At 61.6% G+C, this 4,492-nt stretch carries 5 protein-coding genes; all 5 read right to left on the reverse strand.

Annotated elements, in window-relative coordinates; all coding sequences use genetic code 11:
• A partial coding sequence (locus Q1K07_RS21180; protein WP_300315923.1) for an aldehyde dehydrogenase family protein occupies positions 1-723 on the reverse strand: 723 nt, incomplete at its 3' end.
• 39 nt (positions 724-762) lie between these two features.
• Positions 763-1,788 (reverse strand): Ldh family oxidoreductase, encoded by a 1,026-nt coding sequence (locus Q1K07_RS21185; protein ID WP_300315925.1) that lies wholly within the window; start codon positions 1,786-1,788, stop codon positions 763-765.
• Between the two features lie 63 nt (positions 1,789-1,851).
• The gene (locus tag Q1K07_RS21190; RefSeq protein WP_300315928.1) at positions 1,852-2,799 is read right to left on the reverse strand and encodes a dihydrodipicolinate synthase family protein; all 948 of its coding nucleotides are present in this window, start codon (positions 2,797-2,799) and stop codon (positions 1,852-1,854) included.
• Positions 2,800-2,874: 75 nt separating this feature from the next.
• Entirely contained in the window at positions 2,875-3,807 is a 933-nt protein-coding gene (locus Q1K07_RS21195) for a 4-hydroxyproline epimerase (RefSeq protein ID WP_300315931.1), read from the reverse strand.
• 551 nt (positions 3,808-4,358) lie between these two features.
• Entirely contained in the window at positions 4,359-4,481 is a 123-nt protein-coding gene (locus tag Q1K07_RS21200; RefSeq protein WP_300310720.1) for an SDR family oxidoreductase, read from the reverse strand.
• Positions 4,482-4,492: the final 11 nt, after the last annotated feature.

Genomic DNA, 4,492 nt, shown 5'->3' on the forward strand with positions numbered 1-4,492 from the left:
ACCGGTGAAACCAACGGCCTTGATGCGGGGATCGGCGACCAGCGCCTGGCCGACTTCACGACCGGAGCCGTAGAGCAGCGAGAACACACCTTCCGGCAGTTCGCACTTCGCCACCGCACGTTGCACGGCACGGCCGACCAGTTCGGAGGTGCCGGGATGGGCGGAGTGGGCCTTGACCACCACCGGGCAGCCGGCGGCCAGGGCAGAGGCGGTGTCGCCGCCGGCGACCGAGAAAGCCAGGGGGAAGTTACTGGCACCGAACACGGCAACTGGGCCCAGGGCCACATGGCGTTGGCGCAGGTCAGCGCGCGGTAAAGGGCTGCGCTCCGGCAAGGCTGGATCGATGCGTACATCGAGCCACTCACCATCGCGCACCGTGCGTGCGAACAGTCGCAACTGACCACAGGTACGACCACGTTCCCCCTGCAGGCGGGCTGTCGGTAGCCCTGTCTCGGTGGAGGCTCTGGTGATCAGCTCTTCGCCCAATGCTTCGATCTCCCCGGCGATCGTCTCGAGGAAATGGGCGCGGGCTTCTGGCGAGGTCTCGCGGAAATGATCGAAGGCCGCCCAGGCCAGCTCGCAGGCGTGTTCGACATCGGCTTCCGTACCGCCGGAGTAAGCCGGCGACAGGCGCTCATTGCTAGCCGGATCGATAGCGTGGATGGGATCACGGCTGCCGTGGATGGCGCTCTGGCCAATCAGCATCTTGCCTTCCAGAATCATGCTTGTCTCCTTGGTGGGAGGAGGGGGAACAGGCCGGGTTCAGCTCAACTCGACCAGTTCTCGATAAAGGTGGTCGGGAAGGTGAATGCCTTCCCGTCGGGTACGTTCGCGGGCGGCGTAGCGCCGCTGGGAGGGCAAGCGAGCACCCTGGTCGATGATGGCACCGAACAAGGCCTCGGCCCGTTGCATGTAATGCTCGCAGGCATCCCCTAGAAAGCGCTCTGGATCCATGGCGATGATCAGTTCGCCATGGTAGGGCGAACCACCAGCCCCGCCGTCGTGGGCCAGTGATTCGGCACTGGTGAGATCGCCGATCAGTGGACCCGCGATCAATTCGATCATGGTGGCCAGAGCGGAGCCCTTGTGGCCGCCGAAGGTCAGCAGGGCTCCGTCGAGAACGGCGGCAGCATCTTGGCTTGGCCGGCCATGACGGTCGATGCCCCAGCCTTCCGGAATAGGTCTCTGCTCTCGGCGGTATAGTTCGATGTCGCCCCGCGCAATGGCGCTGGTGGCGAAGTCGAACAGGTAAGGTGGCTGGCCGTCGGGGCGTGGCCAGCCGAATGCCAATGGATTGGTGCCGAGCAGCGGCCGAGTGCCACCCGCTGGTGCCACCCAGGCATGGCTCGGGTTGCAGGCCAGGCCTACCAGGCCAAGCTCGGTGATAGCCTCGACTTCGATCCACAAGGCGGAAAAGTGCACACAGCGATTGATCGCCAGGGCGGCGATACCCTGCTCTCGAGCCTTGGTGGCAAGCACTGGTAAACCGGCTTCGAACGCCAGCTGTGAGAACCCGCCCTTGGCATCGACGCGCACGATGCCTGGCGCCTGATCATGTACCTCGGGCTGGGCGTCGGCGACGACCTTTCCAGCGGCTAGGGTGGACACGCAGTTGAGCAGCCGGTAGAGGCCGTGAGAGTGGCAGGCGTCACGCTCGCCGGCGATGACGGCACGCGTGAGTGCCTGCGTCTGTTCGTCGTTGAACCCCTGGCGCATGAGGACAGCCCGGGAAAGCGCAGCGGCGTCGTCGAGGGTCATGTGATGCATGGTCGGGGACGGCTGGGACATGGGTGACTCCGGCCAATACCCCGGCGGATGCCGGGGCGATGGATGAGGGACGAGTGACGGTACTCAGGCGATATTGAGCGAGGCCGACCATTGTGCGTACCAGCTGCGGAACAGGTCGTACTGGGTCTCGACGTAGCGTCGCTGGGCCTCGCTGAGCTGATCGCTCTCGTTGAAGTGCAGGGCATACTCTTGGTCGCCGTTGAGCACCATCAGGTGTTTGTAATAGAGCACCAGATCTGCCCCTTCATCAAAGGAGGACAGCACGCCGAGCGCCTCTTCGAGCTCCTGGGCCAGTCGGCGAGCCTGGACGTCGCCCTTGGCAGCCTTCTTGCTGAGTTCCACCAACTTGAGTACTTCGCGTGGCAGGGCATTGCCGATACCGGTGATGGCTCCAGTAGCGCCGCAGTTGACGAAGCCGTGATAGACAGTGGTATCCACACCGACCATCAGCGTGACCTTGTCGTCCTGGGAGGTGATGTTCTCCGCTGCGTAGCGCAGGTCGTCGGCACCGCCAAACTCCTTGAAGCCAATCAGGTTGGGGTGCTCACGGCGTAGCTCGAAGAACAGTTCGGCGCGAGTGGCAAAACCGTAATAGGGGCTGTTGTAGATCACTGCCGGCAGATCAGGCGCGGCATCGAGAATGGCGGAGAAGTGTGCTTTCTGGGCGCTAAGGGAGGCACCACGTGACAGCACGCGAGGAATGACCATCAGGCCGTGGGCGCCGACCTTGGCTGCATGAGCCGCATGTGACACGGCTTCCCTGGAGTTGACGGCACCGGTGCCGACAATGGTGGGAATGCCGGCTTCGACCAGGCGTGCCACACCTTCCTGACGCTGGGCTTCGGTCAGTAGCGGCCAGTCGCCCATGGAGCCACAGTAGACGACACCGCTCATGCCGAGATCGACCAGTTCGCGTCCCTTGGCGACCAAGGCATCAAAATCCGGCTGACGGTCGGCTGTGCAGGGGGTCATCAGAGCTGGAATGCAGCCAGTAAAGATATTGTCGTTCATTGTCTTTCCTTCAGGGTAGTTCCACGGTTGTGAGCTGCCCTGCCGCGTTCGGCAGGGTCTTCAGAAAGGTCGGGATCAGGCTGTGATGCCCCAGGCAAAGGGGTCCCGTTCATCAATCAGCAGGGTGGCATCGGCGCTGATATGGGCACGACCCTTTATCCAGGGGCGAATGCGATCGCCTTCCCACTGGTAGGAGGCTTCGAAATGGCCGCCGCAGATGCTGGCCTGCACCCAGGTTTCACCGGGGGCTAGCTTGCCATCGGCCGCCAGGCAAGCCAGCTTGGCGCTGGTGCCGGTGCCGCAGGGTGAGCGGTCGTAGGCTTTGCCTGGGCAGAGCACGAAGTTGCGGCTGTCGGCCTTTGGGTCATCGGCAAACAGCTCGATATGGTCGATTTCGCCACCGTCCTCGCCACGGATGGACTGCGCTTCCAGCGCCTGGCGAATGGCCCAGGTGAAATCTGTCAAGGCATCGACATTGTCGAGCGCTATACGCTGGTCATGGTCACTGACGAGAAAGAACCAGTTTCCGCCCCAGGCTATGTCACCGTGCACCAGGCCGTAGCCGGGCACTTCCACAGGGACCTGCTTGCGATAGCGGTAGGAAAGGACATTGCGTACCGTCACGGCGCCGTCGTCGTGAAGCGTGGCGTCAACAGGACCAACAGGGGTGTCGATCCTGTGCGAGCCCGGTGACATTTGGCCGATGTGGTGCAGGGACGCAACCAGACCGATTGTGCCATGGCCACACATGCCCAGATAGCCGCTGTTGTTGAAGAAGATCACGCCACAGGCGGTGTCCTCGGATGTTGCCTCGCAGTACAGCGCTCCGACCAGGACATCGTGGCCGCGTGGCTCGAGCATGGTCGCACGTCGCCACTGGTCATGGTGATCGCGTAGCGCATCCCGCTTCTCTGCCAGGCTCTTGCCCTCCAGGGCGGGAAAACCATCCAGGACCAGCCGGGTCGGCTCACCTGCGGTATGCGAATCGATGACATGCACGCGTTTCATTGGACACCTTTGGACATTCTTGTGGTGGTCGGGGATCGCGGTCCATTTTTGAGGTCGGCGATGTAGTTTTTATATTTTATACAATCTTTGAGATTAGAAGGGAAGGCCGTCATGCAAAAGCCGGGAACGGGTATCGCCAACCGTGCTGATTCAGTGCGGGAGAGTGCACGGCAGGAGAATGGCCAGACATGCCTCATCCTCCGTCCTGGGCAGGTCAGGACAGAGGCCAGGTCTCAGGCTGAGACGCTCGGTAGCGATTGCTCTTTAGTCAAATCTTGCTGGCTAATGAAGCATGTAAAGTGGTTTGTCTGATGGCCAAATGAACATCAAATACTGCATACGAACCGCCTCGATTAACTCGGAGGCTTCTGCGGTGTGCCCATAACTCCACCTTTTCAGTCAATGGAGTCTCCAGAAATCTTGGTGCAGTTCATTCTCGGTGTGGAGCGGCACTCCACACCGAGATATGAGAAGGCGTTTCGATTGAATTTCGGGGGAGATGTACTTGAACCAAGTAACATCGGCATGGCGGTGGGAAGTTTCCGGTTGTCTCAGGCAAAACCGCCATTGGCACGCAATATCTGGCCATTGATCCAACTGCCCTGGGGGCTGGCAAGGAAGGCAACGGCAGCGGCAATTTCATCCGGCTGTCCCAGGCGCTCCAGTGGTGCCATGGCGGCAATCG

The organism is Halomonas sp., assembly GCF_029263665.1.
GTDB lineage: Bacteria > Pseudomonadota > Gammaproteobacteria > Pseudomonadales > Halomonadaceae > Halomonas.

Coding starts and splice junctions, on each gene's coding strand:
- Q1K07_RS21185 (WP_300315925.1), bottom strand. CDS start 1,788: ATGTCCCAGCCGTCCCCGACCATGCATCACATGACCCTCGACGACGCC.
- Q1K07_RS21190 (WP_300315928.1), bottom strand. CDS start 2,799: ATGAACGACAATATCTTTACTGGCTGCATTCCAGCTCTGATGACCCCC.
- Q1K07_RS21195 (WP_300315931.1), bottom strand. CDS start 3,807: ATGAAACGCGTGCATGTCATCGATTCGCATACCGCAGGTGAGCCGACC.
- Q1K07_RS21200 (WP_300310720.1), bottom strand. CDS start 4,481: ATGGCACCACTGGAGCGCCTGGGACAGCCGGATGAAATTGCCGCTGCC.